This is a genomic window from Streptomyces sp. NPDC003300, assembly GCF_040610915.1.
In the GTDB taxonomy this organism is placed as follows: Bacteria; Actinomycetota; Actinomycetes; order Streptomycetales; family Streptomycetaceae; genus Actinacidiphila.
The window spans coordinates 28,080-48,002 of the sequence record NZ_JBEXNE010000018.1 but is presented as its reverse complement, the minus strand read 5'-3'; the positions used below and the strand labels follow the sequence as shown (position 1 = coordinate 48,002).

At 72.7% G+C, this 19,923-nt stretch carries 21 protein-coding genes; 14 read left to right on the top strand and 7 right to left on the bottom strand.

The genetic code is table 11. The features are described 5' to 3' along the window. Positions 1 to 115 precede the first annotated feature (115 nt). A complete protein-coding gene (locus ABZX65_RS24520) occupies positions 116 to 523 on the top strand; it encodes a DUF4395 domain-containing protein (RefSeq protein WP_355343813.1) in 408 nt (135 codons plus the stop codon). Between the two features lie 159 nt (positions 524 to 682). Continuing rightward, positions 683 to 1,429 (top strand): lysophospholipid acyltransferase family protein, encoded by a 747-nt coding sequence (locus ABZX65_RS24515; protein WP_355343810.1) that lies wholly within the window; start codon positions 683 to 685, stop codon positions 1,427 to 1,429. A 36-nt stretch (positions 1,430 to 1,465) separates the two neighbouring features. On the opposite strand, the gene ABZX65_RS24510 is transcribed toward ABZX65_RS24515, so the two are convergent. From ABZX65_RS24510 to ABZX65_RS24495, 4 genes are all read right to left on the bottom strand, one after another. After that, complete coding sequence (locus ABZX65_RS24510; protein ID WP_355343807.1) at positions 1,466 to 2,068, bottom strand: transglutaminase family protein; 603 nt, start codon at positions 2,066 to 2,068, stop codon at positions 1,466 to 1,468. 93 nt (positions 2,069 to 2,161) lie between these two features. After that, on the bottom strand, positions 2,162 to 3,253 hold the full coding sequence (locus ABZX65_RS24505; RefSeq protein ID WP_355343804.1) for a low specificity L-threonine aldolase: 1,092 nt from the start codon (positions 3,251 to 3,253) through the stop codon (positions 2,162 to 2,164). Further along, the gene (locus tag ABZX65_RS24500) at positions 3,232 to 3,990 is read right to left on the bottom strand and encodes an SDR family oxidoreductase (RefSeq protein ID WP_355343801.1); all 759 of its coding nucleotides are present in this window, start codon (positions 3,988 to 3,990) and stop codon (positions 3,232 to 3,234) included. Before ABZX65_RS24500 ends, ABZX65_RS24505 begins: the two co-directional genes overlap by 22 nt. Positions 3,991 to 4,013: 23 nt before the next feature. Continuing rightward, positions 4,014 to 5,411, bottom strand: coding sequence for a DUF6421 family protein (locus tag ABZX65_RS24495; protein WP_355343798.1), 1,398 nt, complete (start codon positions 5,409 to 5,411; stop codon positions 4,014 to 4,016). Between the two features lie 234 nt (positions 5,412 to 5,645). Here ABZX65_RS24495 and ABZX65_RS24490 point away from each other — a divergent pair, with 234 nt between their 5' ends. The 4 genes from ABZX65_RS24490 (at position 5,646) to ABZX65_RS24475 (ending at position 9,086) form a co-directional block, all read left to right on the top strand. Next, positions 5,646 to 6,317, top strand: a complete 672-nt coding sequence (locus ABZX65_RS24490) for a glycerophosphodiester phosphodiesterase family protein (RefSeq protein ID WP_355343795.1) — start codon at positions 5,646 to 5,648, stop codon at positions 6,315 to 6,317. A 149-nt stretch (positions 6,318 to 6,466) separates the two neighbouring features. Next, entirely contained in the window at positions 6,467 to 7,387 is a 921-nt protein-coding gene (locus ABZX65_RS24485) for an ABC transporter substrate-binding protein (protein WP_355343792.1), read from the top strand. Then, complete coding sequence (locus ABZX65_RS24480) at positions 7,384 to 8,262, top strand: amino acid ABC transporter permease (protein ID WP_355343789.1); 879 nt, start codon at positions 7,384 to 7,386, stop codon at positions 8,260 to 8,262. Before ABZX65_RS24485 ends, ABZX65_RS24480 begins: the two co-directional genes overlap by 4 nt. Positions 8,263 to 8,315: 53 nt before the next feature. Further along, on the top strand, positions 8,316 to 9,086 hold the full coding sequence (locus ABZX65_RS24475) for an amino acid ABC transporter ATP-binding protein (RefSeq protein ID WP_355344107.1): 771 nt from the start codon (positions 8,316 to 8,318) through the stop codon (positions 9,084 to 9,086). A gap of 78 nt (positions 9,087 to 9,164) precedes the next feature. On the opposite strand, the gene ABZX65_RS24470 is transcribed toward ABZX65_RS24475, so the two are convergent. Together ABZX65_RS24470 and ABZX65_RS24465 are read right to left on the bottom strand one after the other, a co-directional pair. After that, positions 9,165 to 9,698: a GNAT family N-acetyltransferase gene (locus ABZX65_RS24470; protein ID WP_355343786.1), complete on the bottom strand. Its 534-nt coding sequence runs from the start codon at positions 9,696 to 9,698 to the stop codon at positions 9,165 to 9,167. A 198-nt stretch (positions 9,699 to 9,896) separates the two neighbouring features. Beyond that, positions 9,897 to 11,324, bottom strand: coding sequence for a PLP-dependent aminotransferase family protein (locus tag ABZX65_RS24465; RefSeq protein ID WP_355343783.1), 1,428 nt, complete (start codon positions 11,322 to 11,324; stop codon positions 9,897 to 9,899). Between ABZX65_RS24465 and ABZX65_RS24460 the strand changes: the two genes are divergently transcribed. The 6 genes from ABZX65_RS24460 to ABZX65_RS24435 all read left to right on the top strand — a co-directional run bounded on the left by ABZX65_RS24460 (position 11,323) and on the right by ABZX65_RS24435 (position 17,330). Further along, on the top strand, positions 11,323 to 12,360 hold the full coding sequence (locus ABZX65_RS24460; protein WP_355343780.1) for a DMT family transporter: 1,038 nt from the start codon (positions 11,323 to 11,325) through the stop codon (positions 12,358 to 12,360). The genes ABZX65_RS24465 and ABZX65_RS24460 overlap by 2 nt on opposite strands. Before the next feature lie 227 nt (positions 12,361 to 12,587). After that, positions 12,588 to 13,199: a DUF5134 domain-containing protein gene (locus tag ABZX65_RS24455; protein WP_355343777.1), complete on the top strand. Its 612-nt coding sequence runs from the start codon at positions 12,588 to 12,590 to the stop codon at positions 13,197 to 13,199. An 81-nt stretch (positions 13,200 to 13,280) separates the two neighbouring features. After that, on the top strand, positions 13,281 to 14,219 hold the full coding sequence (locus ABZX65_RS24450; protein ID WP_355343774.1) for a M56 family metallopeptidase: 939 nt from the start codon (positions 13,281 to 13,283) through the stop codon (positions 14,217 to 14,219). Positions 14,220 to 14,242: 23 nt separating this feature from the next. Beyond that, a complete protein-coding gene (locus ABZX65_RS24445) occupies positions 14,243 to 14,947 on the top strand; it encodes an HAD-IA family hydrolase (protein ID WP_355343771.1) in 705 nt (234 codons plus the stop codon). Positions 14,948 to 15,174: 227 nt separating this feature from the next. Next, on the top strand, positions 15,175 to 15,861 hold the full coding sequence (locus ABZX65_RS24440; protein WP_355343768.1) for a TetR/AcrR family transcriptional regulator: 687 nt from the start codon (positions 15,175 to 15,177) through the stop codon (positions 15,859 to 15,861). 95 nt (positions 15,862 to 15,956) lie between these two features. Then, the gene (locus ABZX65_RS24435) at positions 15,957 to 17,330 is read left to right on the top strand and encodes an FAD-dependent oxidoreductase (RefSeq protein WP_355343765.1); all 1,374 of its coding nucleotides are present in this window, start codon (positions 15,957 to 15,959) and stop codon (positions 17,328 to 17,330) included. A 145-nt stretch (positions 17,331 to 17,475) separates the two neighbouring features. Here the strand turns inward: ABZX65_RS24435 and ABZX65_RS24430 are convergent, their stop codons facing one another. Then, on the bottom strand, positions 17,476 to 17,901 hold the full coding sequence (locus tag ABZX65_RS24430) for a helix-turn-helix transcriptional regulator (RefSeq protein WP_355343762.1): 426 nt from the start codon (positions 17,899 to 17,901) through the stop codon (positions 17,476 to 17,478). A 138-nt stretch (positions 17,902 to 18,039) separates the two neighbouring features. On the opposite strand from ABZX65_RS24430, the gene ABZX65_RS24425 reads away from it, so the two are divergent. Next, a complete protein-coding gene (locus ABZX65_RS24425; protein ID WP_355343759.1) occupies positions 18,040 to 19,134 on the top strand; it encodes an NADH:flavin oxidoreductase/NADH oxidase in 1,095 nt (364 codons plus the stop codon). Between the two features lie 98 nt (positions 19,135 to 19,232). Further along, a complete protein-coding gene (locus tag ABZX65_RS24420) occupies positions 19,233 to 19,910 on the top strand; it encodes a uracil-DNA glycosylase (RefSeq protein ID WP_355343757.1) in 678 nt (225 codons plus the stop codon). The last annotated feature ends 13 nt before the right edge of the window (positions 19,911 to 19,923 follow it).

Genomic DNA, 19,923 nt, shown 5'->3' with positions numbered 1-19,923 from the left:
ACGGCCGTACGTCCGGCGGCTTCCCGCCCCGCGTCTTTCCGATCCGTGCAGCGTTCATGCGAACGCAATGATTCCCGCGGTCGCGTTCCGTCGCTGGTCGGCCATTATTTCAGTCATGGAGATCGATGTACGAGGGCCCCGCTTCGGTGCGTCCCTGACCACGGTGGTGCTGGCGGTCGTGCTGATCACCGGCAGCGGCTGGCTGCTGGCCGTTCAGGCCGCGGTCTTCGCCGTGGGAGCGGTGGCCGGAGTGCAGAATTCGCCGTATGGCTGGGTTTTCCGCACCCTGGTGCGGCCCAGGCTGGGGCCGCCGCCCGGCACCGAGGACGCGGCCCCGCCGCGGTTCGCGCAGGCGGTGGGTTTCGGCTTCTCCGTGATCGGTGTCATCGGCTATCTGGTGGGCCCGCAGTGGCTGGGTCTGGCGGCCACCGCGTGCGCGCTCGCCGCCGCCTTCCTCAACGCCGCTTTCGCCTACTGCCTGGGGTGCGAGGTGTATCTGCTGCTGAAACGGGCAGCAGCCTGATGGGTTCCGCCGCAGGTCGTGAGAAGAATCTCGCCTTGGCACCGGTCCCCGGGATGACAGGGGGCCCGCCGGCGGGGCACCATCGCTCAGCGGCCGAACAACTTACGGGCGCGTAACTTCCGCCGGGAGCGCCGCCCCGGAGAGAGCAGGTGCCCCGACATGGCCGAACTCGTCTACCCACCGGTGATCGCTTGTGCCCGCACCATGTTCAAGGTGCAGGGGCTCAAATTCGACATCCGGGGCACCGAGAACGTCCCCCGCCAAGGCGGCGCCCTGCTCGTCAGCAACCACATCGGCTATCTGGACTTCGTCTTCTGCGGTCTGACGACGCTGCCCGCCAAGCGCCTGGTGCGCTTCATGGCGAAGGAATCGGTTTTCCGGCACAAGGTGTCGGGTCCGCTGATGCGCGCCATGAAGCACATTCCGGTGGACCGCTCCGAGGGCATGCACGCGTACGCGCACGCCCTGGACGCCCTGCGCGGCGGTGAGATCATCGGGGTCTTCCCCGAGGCGACCATCTCGCAGTCGTTCACGTTGAAGTCGTTCAAGTCGGGTGCGGCCCGGCTGGCGATGGAGGCCGGTGTGCCGCTGCTGCCGATGGCGCTGTGGGGCACTCAGCGGCTGTGGACGAAGGGGCACCCGCGCAATCTGGGCCGCAGCAAGTTCCCGATCACGCTGCGGATCGGCGAGCAGATGCGCCCGCAGGAGAACGAGAAGGCGGGCGCGCTCACCCGGCGGCTGCGGCTGCGGGTGCAGGAGCTGCTGGACGACGCGCAGCGTACGTATCCGGGCAGGCCCTCGGGCCCCGCCGACCGCTGGTGGCTGCCCGCGCATCTGGGCGGCACCGCCCCGACGCCGGAGGAAGCGGCGGCCAGGGACCGCGAGCAGCAGCCCCAGCCGAGCTGAGGCGGGACCCTCCGGACGCGGGACGCGACGGCGTCCTCACGCCAGTTCGGTGGGCAGCGTCCTGGCCAGTTCCGACCGGTCGCGCGCGCCGCGCAGGGCCTCCAGTACGGCCGTGGGCGGCGCCGCGTGCACGAGCGGATAGTCGGCCTCGCCGATCTCCGGGCGCACCGCCCACGCGAGCCGTTCCTCGTCCAGCGAGAAGCGCGCGTCGACGCCGGGTTTGTTGCCGCGCGCGTCCAGCCGTGACCAGTGGTCGCGCCCCGGCAGCAGCAGGGCGATCAGGCCGTGGACCACCGGGTCCGTACCGTCGTTGTCCGTGAGCCGCTGGTAGCAGAGCCCGGCGGGGATGGACGCGGCGCGCAGCAGCGCCGTCAGCGCGTGTGACTTGGCGTAGCAGATGCCGGTGCGCTGCTCCAGCACGTCGGAGGCCCGCCAGGTGACGCGGTCGTCGCCGGAGTCGAAGGAGTGCGGGATCGTGTCGCGGACGAATACGAAGGCGGCCCGCGCATAGTCATGCGGTCCGGTGGTACGGGCCAGCAGCGCGGCCGCGGTGTCGCGCACTCGCGGGTGGCCGTGGTCGATGACGTCGTCGGCGGCCGTATACGCCGAGAGGTCGGCGGTCTCCAGGATCAGCTCCATATGCGGGAGCCTAGGAAACCGCCGACCACTCGATCAATCGAATTACCGCCAACCGCATACTCATGCGGCCGACTCCGGGCCGCCGGACAGGCCCTAGGCCCGCATCTCCTCCTCGAGCGCGGCGGCGAAGCCGTCCACGTCCGACTCGGTCGTGTCGAAGGAGCACATCCAGCGGACCTCGCCCGTCGACTCGTCCCAGAAGTAGAAGCGGTAACGCTTCTGCAGCCGCTCGCTGACCTCGCGCGGCAGCAGCGCGAAGACGGCGTTGGACTGCACGGGCCGCAGCACGGTGACCCCGTCCACGCCCTGTACGGCCTGCTCCAGGCGGCGGGCCATCGCGTTGGCGTGGGCGGCGCTGCGCAGCCACAGGTCGCCCGAGAGCAGCGCCTCGAACTGCACGGAGACGAACCGCATCTTGGAGGCGAGCTGCATCGACAGCTTGCGCAGGTAGTCGATGGCGCGCACCCGCTCGGGGCTGAGGACGACCACGCACTCGCCGAGCAGCAGGCCGTTCTTGGTGCCGCCGAAGGAGAGGATGTCCACGCCCGCCTCGGTGGTGAAGCGGGCCAGCGGCACGTCGAGGCCGGCCGCCGCGTTGGCGATCCGCGCGCCGTCCAGGTGCACGGCCATGCCGAGCTGGTGCGCGTGGTCGCAGATCGCCTTGATCTCCTCGGGCGTGTAGCAGGTGCCCAGTTCGGTGGTCTGAGTGATCGAGACGACCTGCGGCTGGGCCCGGTGCTCGTCGGAGAAGCCGTACGCCTGCCGGTCGATCAGCTCGGGGGTGAGCTTGCCGTCCGGGGTCGGGACGGTGAGCAGCTTGAGGCCGCCGACCCGCTCGGGGGCGCCGCACTCGTCCACGTGGATGTGCGCGGACTCGGCGCAGATCACCGCGCCCCAGCGCTCGGTGACGGCCTGGAGCGCCGTCACGTTGGCGCCGGTGCCGTTGAAGACCGGGAAGACCTCCGCGCGCGGGCCGAAGTGGCCGCGGAAGACCTCCTGGAGGTGGCCGGTGTACTCGTCCCCGCCGTAGGCGGGCTGATGGCCGCCGTTGGCGAGGGCGAGCGCGGTGAGGATCTCCGGGTGCACCCCGGCGTAGTTGTCACTGGCGAAGCCGCGCACCTGCGGGTCGTGGCGGCGCACGGCGTCGCTGGCGAGCTGTTCTGTCACGGTCGGGGCGTCAGCCACTGTCGGGTCCCGTTCACTTCCGTAGGGCTCTGGTCCCAGACGTCCGCGATGGCCTCGGCGAGGTCGCGCACGTCGGTGAAGCCGGCGAATTTGGCGTTCGGGCGCGTGGCCCGCATCTCATCGTGCACCAACGCCTTGATCACCAGCACAGTGGCCGCGGCCGTGGGTCCGTCGGCGCCGCCGAGCTTGCGGAAGGAGTCGCCCAGCGCGAGCGTCCACGCCTCGGCCGCGGCCTTGGCCGCGGAGTAGGCGGCGTTGCCCGCGGTCGGCGTGGTGGCGCCGGACGCGCTGATCAGCACGTACCGGCCGCCGTGGCTGCGCATGAGGCCGTCGTGGAAGGCCAGCGAGGTGTTCTGCACGGTACGGATCAGCAGCTTGTGCAGCACGTCCCAGTCGCCGAGGTCGGTCTCGGGGAAGGACGCGGAGCCGCGCCAGCCGCCCACGAGGTGGACCAGGCCGTCGACCCTGCCGTGGTCCTTCTCGATCCGGCCGGCCCAGTCCTGGGTCGCCTCCAGGTCGAGCAGGTCGACGATCTCGCCGGTGATGTCAGCGCCGCCCGCGTCGTAGCGCGCCGCGTCGACGGCCTCGGCCAGCCGCTCGGGGTCGGCGTCGGCGGCGATCACATGGCCGCCCTCGCGCGCGAGCCGTTGCAGTACCGCCCGCCCCGCGGGGCCGCCCGCGCCCGCCACGGCGATCACCGCTCCGTCGAGACCACCCGTGTACGTGTCGGTCGTCATGTCCGCCTCCTCGGCCGCACCGGTCACGCGGCGCCCCGAAGTGAGCTCTCGCCGGTGATTCCCTTGGTCGAGGTGATCACCGTCCGCAGCTTCTTCGCAAGGGCCTCGTAGAACATGCTGAGCGGAAACTCGTCCGCCAGCACGTCGTCCACGAGTTTGCGCGGGGGCTGGGACAGGTCGAGGGCGTCGGGGCCCTTCGCCCAGACCGAGCCGGGATGCGGGGAGAGGTAGCTGGCGACCAGGTCGTAGGCAGCGAACCAGTGCACGAGCTTGGGCCGGTCGATGCCGTCCCGGTAGAGCGTCTCGATCTCGGCGCAGAGCTGGTTGGTGACCTGCGGTGCGCGCTCCCAGTCGATGTGCAGGGTGTTGTCTGTCCAGCGTACGGCGTCGTGCTTGTGCAGGTACGCGAAGAGGAGCTGTCCGCCGAGTCCGTCGTAGTTGCGGACGCGTTCACCGGTGACCGGGAAGCGGAAGAGCCGGTCGAAGAGGATCGCGTACTGCACGCCCAGGCCCATCGGGTGGCCCTCGGCCTGGAGCTTCACGGCCTCCCTGAACGTGGTCAGGTCGCAGCGCAGCTCCTCCAGCCCGTACATCCAGAACGGCGCGCGCTGCTTGATCATGAACGGGTCGAACGGCAGGTCGCCGTGGCTGTGCGTGCGGTCGTGGATCATGTCCCACAGGACGTACGTCTGCTGCGCCAGGTCCTGGTCGGCGATCAGCCGGGCCGCCTCCTCGGGCAGTTCCAGGCCGAGGGTGTCGACGGCGGCGGCGGTCACCGCGCGGAAGCGGGCGGCCTCGCGGTCGCAGAAGATCGCGCCCCAGGTCCAGCGCTCGGGGGCCTCGCGGACGGCGACGGTCTCCGGGAAGAGCACCGCGGAGTTGGTGTCGTAGCCGGGGGTGAAGTCCTCGAAGGTGATCGGTACGAACAGCGGGTTGTCGTACCGATTGCGCTCCAGCTCGGCCAGCCAGTCGGGCCAGACGACGCGCAGGGCGACGGCCTCCAGATTGCGGTCCGGGTTTCCGTTCTGCGTGTACATCGGGAAGACGACCAGGTGCGGCAGGCCGTCGCGGCGGTCGGCCGCGGGCTGGAAGGCCAGCAGCGAGTCGAGGAAGTCCGGGACGCCGAAGCCGTCGTCGGACCAGCGGCGCAGGTCGGCGACCAGGGCGCGGTGGTACTCGGCGTCGTGCGGGAGGAGCGGGGAGAGCTGTTCGACCGACTCGGTCACCCGGCGCACGGTCCGCTCGGCGTCGTCCTTGCTGGGCGCGCCCTCGGCCTCGAAGTCGATGGAGCCGTCCTTGCGCTGCCAGGGCCTGATGGCTTCGACGGCCTGCTTCAGCACCGCCCACGCGGGGTGGCCGACGATGCCCACGCCGGACGTACCGCCGCCGTCCGCCACCTTCGCCGAAAGAACTTCGCCCATGACCCCTCCTCCACAAAAGAAACTGTCGTCCGGACACCGTATCCGTGACCTTGTTGATCCATCAAGGGGAGCCGGTGGAGATTGTCCTGCCTGATGGTCGACAGGCCGCTGTTCTTCCTGTCGTCTGCCAGGATGGGTCACTAAAACTTGCGCTCAGGGGCCGCTTGAGCACGCGGTCCCGAGTCGTCACGGCGTGTTCCGCCCGCCGTCGCCCGGTCTCGCTAGGGTGCCGGTATGAGCTTCCTCACCGTCGGCCACCGCGGGGTCATGGGCGTCGAGCCGGAGAACACCCTGCGCTCCTTCCGCCGAGCCGAAAAGGCGGGCCTGGACCAGATCGAGCTGGATCTGCACCTCAGCAAGGACGGCGCGCTGATCGTCATGCACGACGCCGACGTCGACCGCACCACCGACGGCGCCGGCCTGGTCCGCGACCTCACGCTGGACGAGATCCGCGGCCTGGACGCCGGGCTCGGCGAGCGCGTACCGGTCTTCGAGGAGGTCCTCGAAGCGGTCGGCCGGCCGATCCAGGCCGAGATCAAGGACGTGGCGGCGGCCCGCGCGCTGGCCGACACCCTGAGCGCGCACGGCGCGACCGACCGGGTCAGTGTGCTGTCCTTCCACGACGAGGCGCTGGCCGAGATCCGTACGCTGCTGCCCGACGTGCGCACGGTGCTGGTCGCCAGCGACCTCGGCCCGGAGATCGTCACCCGCGCCCAGGCGGTGGGCGCCCGCCTGGTCAGCCTGGAACTGCGGCAGGTGAACCTGGACGTCGTCGAGCGCTGCCAGGCCGCGGGCATCGCCGTCATGGCCTGGACCGTCAACACCGCGCAGGAGTGGGCCCTGGCCCGCGCACTGCGGCTGGACGGCGCCGCCACCGACCTCCCCGAGGAACCGGCCATCGCGTAGCGCCGCGGTCCCGTACCGGCGTCATCCCGGCGCGCCGCGGTCCCGCGGCTCCGCGGCTCCGCGCAATGTGCCGGACACAAAGGTCCGGCATCCGGACAACTGGCCGAATCGCGTGGACAGACGCGCCCGCGCGGTGCCAAGGTCCCGCCATGCGTCCCGCGATCTCGCTGTCCCCGCGCCGTGCCGCGCTCGCCGCGGCTGCCCTGCTCACCCTCGCACTGGCCGGCTGCTCGCCCCAGGACGACACGACCGACGCCGGTCCCTCGTCCTCCGCGGCGTCGGCCGGTGCGCCCGGCACCACCACCGCCACCACGGCGTCGTGCGCGCCCGGCACGCTCGCCACCCGTACCCCCGGCAAGCTCACCGTCGGCACCGACAATCCGGCGTACGACCCCTGGTTCTCGGACAACAAGCCGTCCAACGGCAAGGGGTACGAGTCGGCGGTCGCGTACGCGGTGGCCAAGCAGCTCGGTTACGCGCCGGACCAGGTCGTCTGGCAGACCGTGGCCTTCAACAAGGCGTTCGCGCCCGGTGCCAAGAACTTCGATTTCGACATCAACCAGGTTTCGATCAACGACGAGCGCAAGAAGGCCGTCGACTTCTCGCCCGGCTACTACGACGTACGGCAGACCGTCGTCGCGCTGAAGACCTCGAAGATCGCGAACGCGCACAGTGTCGCGGACCTGAAGAACGCCAAGCTCGGCGCCCAGGTGGGCACCACCAGCCTGGACGTCATCGACAACCTGGTGAAGCCCGCCAAGCAGCCCGCCGTCTACCAGCGCAACGACCTCGCCGTGGCCGCGCTCAAGAACGGCCAGGTCGACGGGATCGTGGTCGACCTGCCGACCGCCTTCTACATCACCGGGGCCGAGGTCACCGACGCCAAGGTGGTCGGGCAGTTCGCGGCGGCGGGCTCCTCGCCCGAGCAGTTCGGGCTGGTCCTCGACAAGGGCAGCAAGCTGACCGCGTGCGTCTCGCGGGCCGTCACCGCCCTGCACGGCGACGGGACGCTGGCCGCCCTGGAGAAGCAGTGGCTGTCGGACGCCGTCGGCGCCCCGGTGCTCGGATGACCGTGCGGGACGACCCCGCGCAGGTCGACACGTACCAGCCGTCCGCGCGGCGGATCGAGCGCGAGCTGTACCGACGCGCCCGCGGCCGCCGCGCCCTGGTAGTGGCGAGCGTCAGCACCCTGGCGACCGCCGGGGTTCTGATCGGGCTGATCGTCAGTTCGCCCGGCTGGCAGCGCACCCGTGAGACGTTCCTCAACGGGCACTACGCGCGGCTCGCGCTGCCGGACGTGCTCCAGGGCCTCTGGCTCAATCTGCGGCTGATGGTGGTGTGCGGCGCCGTCGTCTTGGTCGCGGGGCTGCTGCTGGCGGTCGTGCGCACCCTGCGCGGCCCGGTGTTCTTCCCGCTGCGCGCCCTGGCGACGGCGTACGTGGACTTCTTCCGCGGGCTGCCGCTGATCATCTGCCTGCTCGCGGTGGTCTTCGGCGTGCCCGCGCTGCGGCTGAGCGGCGTCACCAACGACCCCGTGCTCCTCGGCGGCCTGGCGCTCTGCCTGACGTACACCGCCTATGTCGCCGAGGTGTTCAGGGCCGGGATCGAGACCGTCCACCCGAGCCAGCGCGCCGCGGCCCGCTCGCTCGGCCTCAGCAGTGCGCAGACGATGCGGTACGTGGTGCTGCCGCAAGCCGTGCGCCGCGTGGTGCCGCCGCTGCTCAACGACCTGGTGTCGCTCCAGAAGGACACCGGCCTGGTGTCGATCGCGGGCGCCGTGGACGCCGTCTACGCGGCGCAGATCATCGCCAGCCGCGACTTCAACTACACGCCGTACGTGGTCGCGGGGCTGATCTTCGTCGCGCTGACCATCCCGATGACGCGGTTCACCGACTGGGTGACGGCCAGGATGAACCGGCGGCAGTCGCAGGGAGGCGTCGTATGAGCGGCACGGGCGGGGACCGGCTCGCCAAGGACGTACCGCCCCAGGCGCGGGACCTGGCCGATCCGGACCGGAGCCGGGACACGCCCGTGCTGCGGCTGGAGTCGGTCCGCAAGACGTACGGCTCCTCCGTCGTTCTGCGGGACATCGCGCTCGACGTGCCCGCGCACACGGTCACGGCGCTGATCGGCGCGTCCGGCTCAGGGAAGTCCACGCTGCTGCGCTGCGCGAATCTGCTGGAGGAGATCGACGACGGCGCGATCTTCCTGGACGGCGAGGACATCACCGACCCGCGGGCCGACCAGGACGCGGTACGGCGCAGGATCGGCGTCGTGTTCCAGGCGTACAACCTGTTCCCGCACATGACGGTGCTGGACAACATCACGCTGGCGCCGCGCCGGGTGCACGGGGTGCCGCGGGGCGAGGCGGAGGAGCGGGCGCGGGAGCTGCTGGCCCGGCTGGGGCTCGCCGACCGGGCCGCGGAGTATCCGGACCGGCTCAGCGGCGGCCAGCAGCAGCGGGTGGCGATCCTGCGGGCGGTCGCGACCAGGCCGCGGCTGCTGCTTCTCGACGAGGTGACCGCGGCGCTCGACCCGGAGCTCGTCGGCGAGGTGCTGTCGGTGGTCCGCGACCTGAAGGAGCAGGGCATGACGATGGTGATCGCCACCCATGAGATGGCGTTCGCCCGCGATGTCGCCGATCAGGTCTGCTTCCTGGACGCGGGCGTGATCCTGGAGCGCGGCACTCCCGCCGAGGTGTTCGGCGCCCCGGCCGAGCAGCGCACGCGGGACTTCCTGCGCCGGATCACGGAGGCGGGACGGCTGTGACGGCCGGCGCCGGGCGACCGGGTTCGGGGCGCCGGGTACCGGGTGGCACGGGTGGATCGGGTGGCGGGCGTCCGGGTCTCAGACCAGCTTCTTCGTGAGCAGCTCGAACTCCAGGTCGTCCCTGGTCGGCAGCCCGAAGCGCTCCTCGCCGTACGGGAAGGGGCTGGTCTGCCCGGTGCGCTGGTAGCCGCGGCGGACGTACCAGGCGATCAGGTCCTCGCGGACCGAGATCACCGTCATGTGCAGCTCGGCGACGTCCCACTCCTCGCGGGCGAACCGTTCGGCCTCGGCGAGGATCACCTTGCCGAGCCCGGCGCCCTGGAGCGCGGGCCGTACGGCGAACATCCCGAAGTACGCGTGGTCGCCGCGGTGTTCGAGCTGGCAGCAGGCCACCACCTCGTCGCCGGACTCCACCACCGTCAGCCTGCTGTCCGCGCCTTCGATGACGGCCAGCACGCCCTCGGGGTCGGTCCGCTGCCCCTGAAGGATGTCCGCCTCCGTCGTCCACCCCGCGCGGCTCGCGTCGCCGCGGTAGGCGGACTCGATCAGCCCGACCAGGACGGGGACGTCGTCGGGGGTGGCGGCGCGGAAGCGGGGAGCGGCGATATCCATGCGGGCAAGGCTATCCCCAGGTCCGGGCCGCGCTCACGGGTCCTGCCGAGGTCTTCGCGGGCGGGCGGCGTCGGCGCGCGACGGGGCGCGTGCTCGACGTGGGGCAGGGCGCGTGGTCGGCGTGCGACAGGACGCGTGCTCGGCGCGCGGAAGGGCGCGTGTGCGGCGCGCGGAAGGGCTTCGTGACAGAGCTGGTGTTCACAGCGCGGGGGCGGTCTCGCGCAGCGCCACCTCGAAGCGCCGGACGCCTTCGGTGATCTCGGCGGCGCCCGTGGTGTAGGCGAAGGTGATCCGTATGTACGGGGCGGGCGACTCGGCGGGGAAATAGGGACGGCCGGGGGCGACGGCCACGCCCGCGCGGAGCGCGGCGCCGGTCAGCGCGGTCTCGTCGGTGCCGTCGGGCAGCCGCAGCCACAGGTGGTAGCCGCCGGTGGGCACCGGGTCGGGGACCAGTTCCGGCAGGCGGTGCCGGAGCGCGGCGAGCATGGCGTCGCGCCGCTCGCGCAGTGCGGCGGTGACGGCGCGCAGATGGCGCGGCCAGGAGGGCGCGCCGACGAGTTCCAGGGTCGCCTCCTGGAGGGGCCTGGGCACGAAGAAGCTGTCGACCACCTGGATGGCGCGCAGCCGTTCCATCACCGGGCCGCGGGCGATCAGCGCGCCGACGCGCAGATTGGGCGAGGTCGGCTTGGTGAGCGACGCGAAGTGGACGACGGTGCCGTACGGGTCCTCGGCGACCAGGGGCGGCGGCAGCGGGTCGCCGTGGCCGAGCCGCCGGGCGAAGTCGTCCTCGACCACGAAGGCGCCCGCCGCCCGCGCGATGTCGAGCACCTGGCGGCGGCGCCCGGCGGCGAGCACCGCGCCGGTCGGATTCTGGAAGAGCGGCTGGCAGAAGAAGACCCGCGCGCCACTGGCCTCGAAGGCGTCGGCGAGCAGATCGGGCCGGACGCCGTCCGCGTCGAGCGGGACCGGCACCGGCCGCAGCCCCGCGGCGCGGGCGGCGGAGAGCGCGCCGGGGTAGGTGGGCGATTCGACGAGTACGGCGGAGCCCGGCGCGGCCAGCGCGCGCAGGGCCGTGGTGAGGGCGGCCTGGCCGCCGGAGGTGATCAGCACCTGGGCGGGCGGGACTCCCGCCTCGCGGCCGAACCAGTTCCGCAGCGCGGTGAGCCCTTCCAGCGGCGGCCGTTCCCAGGCGCCGGGCCTGCGGGCGGCGCGGGCCAGCGCGGCGCCGAGCGCCCGCTCGGGCTGGAGGCCGGGGTGCAGATAGCCGCCGTTGAGGGGGATGACGCCCTGCGGCGGGCCGACCAGGCAGCCCAGCACTCCGGAGGCGTCGACCACGCGCGGTGCCACGTCCGGGTCCTCCGCGGTGAGCGCGACCTGCTGCCAGGAGGTGTCGACGGCGGTGGTGGTCGCCGTGCCCTCGGCGGCCCGGTAGGTGCCCGCGCCGGGCCGGGTGACGACCAGTCCCTGCGCGGCGAGCGTCGCCAGCGCCCGCGAGACCGTCACCGGACTGACCCCGAACCGCTCGACCAGGGCCCGGCTCGACGGCAGTTTCGCTCCGGGTGAGAAGCGGTCCAGCTCTCCTCGGAGGGATTCTGCCAGCGCACTGGCACTGCTATCGTCATTCATGAAGGATAAGAATAGCGCTACTCCCCGCGCCTCAGTAGCGGTCGCGGGCACCGCGCTCGCCTGTCTCGGTGTGGCCGCCTTTTCGCTCACCTTCCCTTCCACCCACTGGGCGCTGAGCGGATTCGGCGCCTGGTCGGCGGTGACGGTCCGGGCGGTCCTGGCCACCGCGGTCGCCGGGGCCTTCCTCGCGGCGGGCCGGGCGAAGGTGCCGGACCGGGAGCACTGGGCGGGACTGGCCGTGGTCGCCTGCGGTGTCGTCATCGGCTTCCCGCTGCTGACCACCCTCGCGCTGCGCACCACCGACACCTCGCACGCCGCCGTCGTCGTCGGCGCGCTCCCGCTGTGCACCGCGGTGCTCGCGGCCGTGCGCACCGGCGCGCGGCCGTCCCGTACGTTCTGGATCGCGGCCGTCGCGGGCGCGGCGGTGGTCACCGCCTTCTCGCTCGGCGAGAGCGGCGGCGCGCCGACCGCCGGGGACGGCTTCCTCTTCGCCTCGCTGCTGGTCTGCGCCGCCGGTTACGTGGAGGGCGGGCGGCTGGCGTCGGTGCTGCCGGGCTGGCAGGTGGTCGGCTGGGCGCTGGTCGGTACGCTGCCGCTCACGCTGCCCGCCGCGGTCGTGTCGCTGTCGCTGGAGCCGGTACGGCTGACCGGCGAGTCGGTCGGCGGGCTGGTGTGGGTCTCGGTGGTGTCGCAGTTCCTCGGCCTGATGGTCTGGTACCGCGGCATGGCGGCGATCGGGGTGACCAGGGCCAGCCAGCTCCAACTCGCCCAGCCCGTGCTGACGTTGGTGTGGTCCGCCGCGCTGCTCAGTGAGCACCTGGGCCGCGCCACACTGCCCGCGGCGCTCGCCGTACTGGTCTGCGTGGCCGTCACCCAGCGCTCCGGCGCCCGGCAGGCGCGGGAAGTACGCAGGTCGCGGGCCGCGGCGCGGGCGCGCGGGGCCGAGGCGCCGGACGCCGGCCCGGAGGCGTTGCGGTCGGGCGACGCGCACGAGATCGTGGCACACGGCGATCCGCGACGGCGCGCGCCGCGGTGACACGCTCCCCCGACTACCCCGATGCGCTCGGGTGTGCGCCCTCGGACCTGGGCAGTTCTCCTGGGACCGCCGAACAACCGTCCGGCGGCCCGGTCGTCACGGACTGGACCGGGCCGGACGTCACGGACCGGACCGGACGTCACGGACCGGACCGGACCGGACCGGCCGAGGGTCACCGCACGGACCGGGGCGCGCCGAAGAGGCGTGGGGATGAGGGGGAGGACGGCATGCACGGACCACCGCTGGTGGCCTGGCTGCTCGTGGCGCTCAGCACCGTCGCCGCGGTCGCGTGCCTGCTGCGCCGCGAAGCGCGCGACGAGGCGGTGATGGCGGCGGGCATGGCGGTGATGGCCGTCCCGATGTCCGTCCTCGACCCGCGGCCGTGGGGGACGCCGCTGTTCGCCGTCGTCCTCGGCGTGGTCTTCGCGCTGGCCGGGGTACGGGCGCTGCTGCTGGTCCGGCGGCCCGGCCACCATCTGCACCACTCCGTGTGCTCGGCCGCGATGGTCTACATGGCCGTGGCGATGGGCGGGGCGGCGTCGGCGCACGGCGGCCACGCCGAGCACATGGCGGCCACCGGCGCGGGCACCCCGCTGCTCACCGGCCTGCTGCTGCTCTACTTCGCGGGCTACGTCCTGCGCAGCGGCACCACCCTGGTCGCGCTCCCGGCGCAGGCGCACGGCGCGCCGGGCGGCGGCCCGCTGATATCCACCGGCCAGGCGGAAGGAGGCGCGGGCGGCGGCCGGGACCGTGTCCCGCTGCGGCACGCGCCGGAGGTCGCGGCGGCCTGCCGGGTGGCGATGGCGCTGGGGATGTTCGCGATGCTGCTGACCCTGTGACGGACTCGCTGCCGTGAGTCATGCGTCACATCGGGTCGTGGTCCGTCCCCCGTGAACCGCGCGGCTCCTAGGCTGATCACCATGACGGTCCCGTTCGTGCTGCTGATTCTCGGCGCACTTGCGGCGGCGATGGCGCCGCGTCTGCTGTCCCGTGCCAAGTGGCCGGAACGCGAACCGGTGCTGGCCCTGTGGGTCTGGCAGTGTGTGGTCGCCGCCGTACTGCTGTGCTGCGTGCTGGCCATGGCGCTCTCCGCCTCGGCCGCCTGGGCCGCGGTCCGCGGCAATCTCTTCGCGTTCGCCCCGAGCGGTGTGGTCGACGCCTACGCGCTGTCCGAGTACGGCCGCTGGGCCGGAACCATCGCCGTCCTGCTCGCGCTCGGCGGTGTGTGGACCGCGGCGATGCTCACCCGCGAGGTGCGCGGCACACGGTCGCGGCGCAAGCAGCGCCGCGCGGAACTCCGCGTGCGCGCGCCCCGGCTGCCCGGCGAGACCGTCACGCCCGGCGAGCGCCTGGTGGTCCTGGAGGACGCCCGCTCCGACGCCTGGTGGCTGTCCGGCGCCGAGCCCCAACTGGTCATCACCACGGCCGCGCTGCGCCGCCTGAAGGGCCGCCAACTGGACGCCGTGTTGGCCCACGAGCAGGGACACGTACGCGCCAGGCACGACGTGCTGCTGCACTGTTCGGGCGCGCTCGCGGGCGGCTTCCCGCAGGTGCCGGTCTTCGCCGCCTTCCGTGACCAGGTGCACCACCTGGTGGAACTGGCGGCCGACGACACCGCCTCGCGCCGCTTCGGCCGCCTCACCACCGCCCTCGCGCTGGTCGAACTCAACGCGGAACGCGGTGTCTTCGGCCCCTGCCCCACGCCGCTCGCCGCGCTGCCCGGCCGCGTGCACCGGCTGCTCGATCCCGCGCCCCGGCTGCCGCTCGGCCAACGGGTGCGGATGACGGCCTTCGCGCTGCTGGTCCCGGCGGTCCCGCTGCTGATCGCTTTCGGCCCCGGCCTCGGCGCGCTGACCTGAGCGGCGGCGGGAGAGGCGGGGCCATGGCCGTCAAAGGCGTGATGTTCGACTTCTCCGGCACCCTGATGCGGGTCGAAGCGGCCGAGTCCTGGCTGCGGTCGGCGCTCACCGCCGAGGGCGTCACGGCCACCGACGACGAGGTCGCGGCGTACGCCGGAACGCTGGAGCGGGCGGGCGCGCTGCCCGGCGGCGGACCGCCCGAGCGGATTCCGCCGCGATTGGCGGCGGCCTGGGCCCGGCGCGACACCAGCGCGGCCGAGCACCGGGCGGCGTACGGCGGCCTGTCCCGTACCGTCGCGCTCCCCTGGGATGTGCACGACGCGCTCTACGACCGGCACATGGCGCCCGCCGCGTGGAATCCGTACCCCGACACCGAGCGCGTGCTGCGGGCCCTGCGGGACCGGGGCGTGCCGGTGGCGGTGGTGAGCAACATCGGATGGGATCTGCGGCCGGTCTTCGGGGAGCACGGGCTGGACGAGTTGGTGGACGTCTTCGCGCTGAGCTTCGAGCACGGCGTCCAGAAGCCGGACGAGCGGCTGTTCCGGATCGCCTGCGACGGGCTCGGGCTGGAGCCCGCGGACGTCGCGATGGTGGGCGACAGCCGTGCGGCGGACGGCGGCGCCGCCGCGCTGGGCTGCCCGGTGTTCCTGGTGGACCATCTGCCGGTGACGGCACGTCCCGACGCGCTGCTCGGCGTCCTGGACCGACTGGGCTACCGACTGGGCTGATGCGGCACCGCGCACCGTACGCGCCGAGCGCTCATGAACCGGCCGCTGAAGGGGCAAGCGCTTTCAGGACACGAGCCTCGATGACAAGCGCTTTCGGGATCGGCGCCGGTCCCGGCGATCCCCCGCGCCGCCGGGCCCGGCACCATCCCCCGTCTCCCGGACAGGGCGAAGCCCGCCGGGTTGCGCTGAGTATATTGGCTCGCAGCCAGTCAACGCAGGAGTAAATAATGTCCCCTCGGAGCGCATCGGTCAATGAAGCTATGCGTCAGCGTTCCCGGGAACGGTTGCTCCAGGCAACCGTGGAGCTGGTGGAGGAACGCGGCTACGCGGCCACCACGCTGGCGGACATCACCCAGCGGGCGGGGTCGGCACGCGGCCTGGTCTCGTACTACTTCGCGGGAAAGCGCGAACTGTTGCAGTCCGCCGTGCACCGGCTGATGCACATGGAACTGGCCGCCGCGCTGGACCGCGAGCCGCGGTCGGAGGACGGCCAGGAACGGATGGCGCGGGCCATCGACGCGATCCTCGGCCTCACGCAGACGCACACCACCTTGATGCGTACGCACATGGCGTCGATCCTCCAGGCGGAGGGTTTCATCCAGTGCCCGGAGCAGCAGAAACTCGCGGCGCTGCTGAGCCAGGCGGTGGACGGCGCGGGAATCGTGTCGGGACCCGAGGGTCCGGAGGCGGAGTACCGGCTGCTGCGCGCGCTGCTGATGGGCGCGACCGTGGCGCTGCTGCTGCCGGGCGCTCCGATGCCGCTGTCGCGGCTGCGGGCCGAACTCTTCGAGCGGTACGGGCTGGAGTGGACGCTGGGGGTGCCGCCGAAGGACTGCGCGGTGGCCCCCGCGAAGGCCGGCGCGGGCGGGGACGGGGGCGGCGGGGACGGCGGGGACCGGCGACCGGTGGGCTGAAACCGTGCGCCTCGACCGGGCGCCGGGTGCGGCGCTCTGCCGCGACGCGTCCGGAGGGCGCATGCTGGTGACATCCCGCCGAAGGGAGCACCGTCGTGTTACGCGTCGCAGTCGTCGGTTCGGGTCCGAGCGGGGTGTACACCGCGGACGCGCTCACCCGTCAGGAGTCGGTGCCGGATGTCGCGGTTGACGTGCTCGACCGGTTGCCGTGCCCGTACGGCCTGGTCAGATACGGTGTCGCGCCCGACCACGAGAAGATCAAGTCCCTCCAGGGCAGCCTGCGCAAGGTGCTGGAGGATCCGCGGGTCCGCTTCCTCGGCAACGTCGGCGTGGGGCCCGCGCCGCTGACGCCGGAGCGGCTGCTCGGTCTGTACCACGCGGTGGTCTACTGCGTGGGCGCCGCGACCGACCGCAGACTGGGCGTGCCCGGCGAGGAGTTGCCCGGCAGCTACTCGGCGACCCGCTTCGTGTCCTGGTACAGCGCGCACCCCGACGAGCCGCCGGACGGCTTCGCGCTGCGGGCCCGCTCGGCCGTGGTCATCGGTGTGGGGAACGTCGCGGTCGACGTGGCGCGCGTGCTGGCCCGGCGCGCGGACGAACTGCGGCGCACCGACGTACCGGAGGCGGCGCTGCGGGCGCTCGCCGACAGCCGCGTCACCGACATCCACATGGTGGGGCGGCGCGGGCCCTCGCAGGCGAAGTTCACCACCAAGGAACTGCGTGAGCTGGGCGCGCTGGCCGACACCGATGTGATCGTGCGCGAGGACGAGTTGGCGCTCGACCCGGCGTACGCCGACCCCTCCGGTCTGCCGACGGCGGCCCGGCGCAATGTGGAGGTGCTGCGCTCGTGGGCCGCGCAGCCGCCGCGGGGACGGCCGCGCCGACTCCATGTGCGGTTCTTCCTGCGCCCCACCGCGTTCCTCGCCGACGAGGCCGGGCGGGTGCGCGCGGTCCGTTTCACCCGAACGGGTCCTGACGGGCGCGGCGGTGTGTCCGATACAGGCGGCGGCGAGGAGATCGACGCGGGACTCGTCCTGCGCTCGGTCGGCTACCAGGGGGTGCCGCTGCCCGGCCTGCCCTTCGACCCTCGGGGCGCGGTGGTGCCGAACGACGCGGGCCGCGTGCTGCGCGACGGTACGCCCTCCCCCGGCGAGTACGTGGCGGGCTGGATCAAGCGCGGACCGACCGGTGTGATCGGCACCAACCGGCCGTGCGCCAAGGAGACCGCGACGGCGCTGCTCGCCGAGGCGCCGGGTCTGCTGACGCGAGAGCTGTCGGCCGATCCGCTGGCCGGGCTGCGGGCCGCGGGCGTACGGCCGGTCGCCTGGCGGGGCTGGCTGGCGATCGAGGCGGCGGAGGCGGAGTGGGGCCGTTCCCTGGACCGGGGGACGGTCAAGATCCCCGACTGGGAAGGGCTGTTGACGGCGGCGGGCCACTCGTCGTCGCCGCCCGCGGAGGGACCGGCCTGAGGCCCGTCACGGACGGGACGGATCGAGGCGCGTCGAATCCAGCCACTCGAAATCCGGGCACTCGAATCCGGGCACTCGGATCCAGGGACTCGGATCCAGGGACTCGGATACAGACTTTGGATCCAGGCGCCCGACGCCCCCACGGTCAGCCGTCGAGCCGGGCCGCCTGGCGGGCCGCCGCGTCGAGGACGCGGTCGAGCAGACCGGGGAAGAGCGCTTCGAGGTCGTCCGTGCGCAGCGCGTTCATCTTGGAGGTGCCGCGGTAGATCTGGCTGATGACGCCCGCCTCGCGCAGCACCCGGAAGTGGTGCGTGGTCGTGGACTTGCTGACCGGCAACGGCACGTCGGAGCAGGCCACTTCACCGTGGGCCGCGGCCAGATTGCGGACCACGATCAGCCGCATCGGGTCGGACAGCGCGTGCAGCACCTCTTCGAGCCGGATCTCCCCGGTGCCGGGGTGCTCCAGCGCGCGCCCGGCGGCGGCCGGGGCGTCGGCACCTGCGGCTGGCGCCGACGACAACGGTGCCGGTGCCGGTGCCGGTGGCGCGTGGGACGGAATCGGGAGTGTCATGAACGTCATATTACGATACCCGTCGTAGTTTGACGCCTGCCGTACTACGGCGTCTATCGTAGAAGCCGTCACCAGTGCGCGGCGACAGGCCCCGACCGGTGGAGCCCCGCGACGGAGTCCGACGACGAGGAGAGTGCCGTGAGCGCGCTGTTCGAGCCCTTCACCCTGCGGTCCGTGACCATTCCCAACCGGGCCTGGATGGCGCCGATGTGCCAGTACTCGGCGGCGACCGAGGGGCCCGACGAGGGAGCGCCCGGCGACTGGCACTTCGCGCACTACGCGTCGCGGGCGGTCGGCGGCGCCGGACTGATCCTGGTCGAGGCGACCGCGGTCAGCCCCGAGGGCCGGATCAGCCCCGCCGACCTCGGGATCTGGAACGACCACCAGGTGGCGGCCTTCAGCCGGATCACCCGCTTCCTCAAGGACCACGGCACCGTGCCCGGCATCCAGATCGGCCACGCCGGACGCAAGGCGTCCACGGACCGGCCGTGGGCGGGCGGCGGCCCGCTGGGCGCGGACGAGCGCGGCTGGCAGCCGGTGGCGCCGAGCCCGGTGGCGTTCTCCGACGAGTCCAAGGTGCCGACCGAACTGTCGGAGGCGGACATCAGGGACGTCGTCGGGCAGTTCGTGGCCGGGGCCCGGCGCGCGCTCGCGGCGGGCTTCGAGGTGCTCGAACTGCACGGCGCGCACGGCTATCTGATCGGCGAATTCCTCTCTCCGCACAGCAACCACCGCACCGACGGCTACGGCGGCGCCTTCGAGAACCGGATCAGGTTCGCGCTGGAGACGGTCGACGCCGTGCGCGAGGTCTGGCCGGAGGAACTGCCGCTGTTCTTCCGCATCTCGGCCACCGACTGGCTGGAGAACGGCGGCTGGACGGCGGACGAGACGGTCCGCTTCGCCAAGGAACTGCTCGTGCGCGGGGTCGACCTGCTCGACGTGTCCACGGGCGGGAACGCCGCGGGCGTACGCATTCCGCTCGGCCCCGGCTATCAGGTGCCCTTCGCGGCCCGCGTGAAGGCCGAGACCGGTCTGCCGGTGGCGGCCGTCGGCGAGATCACCCACCCCCGGCAGGCCGAGACGATCCTGTCCACCGGCCAGGCCGACGCCGTCCTGCTCGGCCGCGAACTGCTGCGTACGCCGAACTGGCCGCTGCACGCCGCCCGTGAGCTGGGCTCCGAGGTGGCGGTGCCGCAGCAGTACGGGCGAGCCTTCCGCCGGGCCGGTATCTGACCGGTCCTGCCCGGCGGTCCGCTACCGGAGCCGTCGTTGCGCGGGCGGGTCCGATCCCCGTCCGCGGCACGGCCGTTGAGCCAGTAGAGTGACGGACCGTGACAGCGCGACCATTGAACGAGATCGTCGAAGCGGGCTGGGCGAAGGCGCTCGAACCGGTGGCGGACCGGATCGCGGCGATGGGGGACTTCCTCCGCGCCGAGATCGCCGCGGGGCGTACGTACCTTCCCTCCGGTGCGAACGTACTGCGCGCGTTCCAGCAGCCCTTCGACGACGTGCGGGTGCTGATCGTCGGGCAGGACCCGTATCCGACCCCGGGTCACGCGGTGGGGCTCAGTTTCTCCGTCGCGCCGGACGTACGGCCGCTGCCGGGCAGTCTGGAGAACATCTACCGCGAACTGGGCTCCGACCTGGGGCTGCCGCGGCCGTCCAACGGGGATCTCACGCCGTGGACCCGGCAGGGTGTGCTGCTGCTCAACAGGGCGCTGACCACCGCGCCCCGGCGGCCCGCCGCGCACCGCGGCAAGGGCTGGGAAGAGGTCACCGAGCAGGCGATCAGGGCGCTCGCCGCCCGGGGCCGTCCGCTGGTCTCCGTGCTGTGGGGCCGGGACGCCCGCAATCTGCGGCCGCTGCTCGGGCAGTTGCCCGCCATCGAGTCCTCGCACCCCTCCCCCATGTCGGCCGACCGCGGCTTCTTCGGCTCACGGCCCTTCAGCCGCGCCAATGATCTGCTGCTCCGGCAGGGTGCGCAGCCGGTCGACTGGCTCCTTCCCTGACATGTCTTGACGG

Bases quoted from the DNA above. Each gene is read 5' to 3' on its own strand.
- ABZX65_RS24445 (WP_355343771.1), top strand. From the start codon at position 14,243: ATGGCCGTCAAAGGCGTGATGTTCGACTTCTCCGGCACCCTGATGCGG.
- ABZX65_RS24430 (WP_355343762.1), bottom strand. From the start codon at position 17,901: ATGACACTCCCGATTCCGTCCCACGCGCCACCGGCACCGGCACCGGCA.
- ABZX65_RS24455 (WP_355343777.1), top strand. From the start codon at position 12,588: ATGCACGGACCACCGCTGGTGGCCTGGCTGCTCGTGGCGCTCAGCACC.
- ABZX65_RS24470 (WP_355343786.1), bottom strand. From the start codon at position 9,698: ATGGATATCGCCGCTCCCCGCTTCCGCGCCGCCACCCCCGACGACGTC.
- ABZX65_RS24515 (WP_355343810.1), top strand. From the start codon at position 683: ATGGCCGAACTCGTCTACCCACCGGTGATCGCTTGTGCCCGCACCATG.
- ABZX65_RS24480 (WP_355343789.1), top strand. From the start codon at position 7,384: ATGACCGTGCGGGACGACCCCGCGCAGGTCGACACGTACCAGCCGTCC.
- ABZX65_RS24460 (WP_355343780.1), top strand. From the start codon at position 11,323: ATGAAGGATAAGAATAGCGCTACTCCCCGCGCCTCAGTAGCGGTCGCG.
- ABZX65_RS24440 (WP_355343768.1), top strand. From the start codon at position 15,175: ATGTCCCCTCGGAGCGCATCGGTCAATGAAGCTATGCGTCAGCGTTCC.
- ABZX65_RS24520 (WP_355343813.1), top strand. From the start codon at position 116: ATGGAGATCGATGTACGAGGGCCCCGCTTCGGTGCGTCCCTGACCACG.
- ABZX65_RS24495 (WP_355343798.1), bottom strand. From the start codon at position 5,411: ATGGGCGAAGTTCTTTCGGCGAAGGTGGCGGACGGCGGCGGTACGTCC.
- ABZX65_RS24490 (WP_355343795.1), top strand. From the start codon at position 5,646: ATGAGCTTCCTCACCGTCGGCCACCGCGGGGTCATGGGCGTCGAGCCG.
- ABZX65_RS24500 (WP_355343801.1), bottom strand. From the start codon at position 3,990: ATGACGACCGACACGTACACGGGTGGTCTCGACGGAGCGGTGATCGCC.
- ABZX65_RS24510 (WP_355343807.1), bottom strand. From the start codon at position 2,068: ATGGAGCTGATCCTGGAGACCGCCGACCTCTCGGCGTATACGGCCGCC.
- ABZX65_RS24485 (WP_355343792.1), top strand. From the start codon at position 6,467: ATGCGTCCCGCGATCTCGCTGTCCCCGCGCCGTGCCGCGCTCGCCGCG.
- ABZX65_RS24465 (WP_355343783.1), bottom strand. From the start codon at position 11,324: ATGAATGACGATAGCAGTGCCAGTGCGCTGGCAGAATCCCTCCGAGGA.
- ABZX65_RS24450 (WP_355343774.1), top strand. From the start codon at position 13,281: ATGACGGTCCCGTTCGTGCTGCTGATTCTCGGCGCACTTGCGGCGGCG.